Raw genomic sequence first — 1,803 nt, 5'->3', positions numbered from 1 at the left:
CTGCCTTACAAGCAGAGGGTCGGCGGTTCGAGCCCGTCATCCTCCATCATTTTAGTAAATAGTAATTAGTTGGTTAGGAATTTGAATGATCCAATTATTTACTTGAAGTAACCTTTTATCCTAACAACTAACAACTAATAACTAGTAGTTAACAACTGTATAATGCCGGCCTAGCTCAATTGGTAGAGCAACTGACTTGTAATCAGTAGGTTGGGGGTTCAAGTCCTCTGGCCGGCATCCAAATGGCGTATCTAGAAGAGACGCCATTTGCATTTAGAGCGAAATGTAGTACTATATACTACATGCGGAAGTAGTTCAGTGGTAGAACACCACCTTGCCAAGGTGGGGGTCGCGGGTTCGAATCCCGTCTTCCGCTCCATACTAGCCGGGGTGGCGGAACTGGCAGACGCACAGGACTTAAAATCCTGCGGTAGGTGACTACCGTACCGGTTCGATTCCGGTCCTCGGCACCACTTTTATTAAAGTAGTGTCATACAATGTGCAGCATTTGAAAAAATGGTGCAAATTAAATACTATTTATTATCGCGGGGTGGAGCAGTCCGGTAGCTCGTCGGGCTCATAACCCGAAGGTCGCAGGTTCAAATCCTGTCCCCGCAATCTGGTCCGGTAGTTCAGTTGGTTAGAATGCCTGCCTGTCACGCAGGAGGTCGCGGGTTCGAGTCCCGTCCGGACCGCCATTTATTTAAAATCATATGGAGGGGTAGCGAAGTGGCTAAACGCGGCGGACTGTAAATCCGCTCCCTTGGGTTCGGCGGTTCGAATCCGTCCCCCTCCACCATTTGCGGGTGTAGTTTAGTGGTAAAACTACAGCCTTCCAAGCTGTTGTCGTGGGTTCGATTCCCATCACCCGCTCCAAAAATAATGGGCCTATAGCTCAGCTGGTTAGAGCGCACGCCTGATAAGCGTGAGGTCGATGGTTCGAGTCCATTTAGGCCCACCATTATTTGAAAAAACTAGAATTCATTTATATTATGATATTATTTGTTAATATAGTAAGGCCATTGTAGTTAGACTGGTGGCTAGCTTCAGCGCCTAGCGCCTAGTGGACTTCACACTCCTTCCTACGATAAGTCAACATCGAATCGCACTACCGTGCTCTTCGTGTTTCCTTTATCTCGTTTTAAGAGGAACATCGACTAAAGACCGCAACGTCCTGTTGCGAACGTCGATGTCAGCAGATCCTGTGCAAGTCAGTCCATACGTCGCTAAGCAAGGCGCTTACGCTTTTCGATGGGGAAGTACTCAAGTGGCTGAAGAGGCGCCCCTGCTAAGGGTGTAGGTCGGGTAACCGGCGCGAGGGTTCAAATCCCTCCTTCTCCGCCATATAATACATATGTTAAAATGCGCCTTTAGCTCAGCTGGATAGAGCAACGGCCTTCTAAGCCGTGTGTCAGAGGTTCGAATCCTCTAAGGCGCGTTCAACAACGAATCCTTGATCTTTGAATCGAGGGTTCGTTGTTTTTTTATGCTGGAAATAGAATGTGACTTCTTATGAGGAAGGTTACGTTCCCTGACCGTGGGCTTTACCTATTTTTCTAATGATTGAAATGTGAGAATTGTCTCCATGTTTCACCCTGAAACGTCAGAACCGTCCACACGTTTCAATCATTCGACTAAAAATGTGGTAGCTATGAGACGAATCATGTAAAATAAAGTATTAGATAAAGTGAAACTTCCATCAGTGGGGGTTTTCTTCATCCCCCACTGATGGTTAGTTGGGGCCCACAGGATGTGGGTCACACAGACGTTGCCACAAATGTGGCGTTCTTAGTCTGTGATTCC

The 1,803-nt window shown here is 47.3% G+C and carries 10 tRNA genes; all 10 read left to right on the top strand.

Annotated features, from left to right (window positions below):
- The first annotated feature begins 164 nt into the window (after positions 1-164).
- The 10 genes from F4V44_RS25075 (at position 165) to F4V44_RS25030 (ending at position 1,438) form a co-directional block, all read left to right on the top strand.
- Positions 165-237 (top strand) — tRNA-Thr (locus F4V44_RS25075).
- 67 nt (positions 238-304) lie between these two features.
- Positions 305-379 (top strand) — tRNA-Gly (locus F4V44_RS25070).
- Between the two features lie 5 nt (positions 380-384).
- Positions 385-473: transfer RNA gene (locus F4V44_RS25065), tRNA-Leu, on the top strand.
- Between the two features lie 71 nt (positions 474-544).
- A tRNA-Met gene (locus F4V44_RS25060) sits at positions 545-618 on the top strand.
- 3 nt (positions 619-621) lie between these two features.
- Positions 622-698 (top strand) — tRNA-Asp (locus F4V44_RS25055).
- A gap of 17 nt (positions 699-715) precedes the next feature.
- A tRNA-Tyr gene (locus F4V44_RS25050) sits at positions 716-799 on the top strand.
- 3 nt (positions 800-802) lie between these two features.
- Positions 803-876 (top strand) — tRNA-Gly (locus F4V44_RS25045).
- Between the two features lie 8 nt (positions 877-884).
- Positions 885-961, top strand: a tRNA-Ile gene (locus F4V44_RS25040).
- A gap of 292 nt (positions 962-1,253) precedes the next feature.
- A tRNA-Ser gene (locus F4V44_RS25035) sits at positions 1,254-1,344 on the top strand.
- A gap of 20 nt (positions 1,345-1,364) precedes the next feature.
- Positions 1,365-1,438: transfer RNA gene (locus F4V44_RS25030), tRNA-Arg, on the top strand.
- Positions 1,439-1,803: the final 365 nt, after the last annotated feature.

It is taken from the genome of Niallia endozanthoxylica (assembly GCF_008710145.1).
In the GTDB taxonomy this organism is placed as follows: domain Bacteria; phylum Bacillota; class Bacilli; order Bacillales; family Cytobacillaceae; genus Bacillus_BD; species Bacillus_BD endozanthoxylica.
Note: the sequence above shows the minus strand (reverse complement) of the source record. Positions and strands in the feature narration are given on the sequence as shown.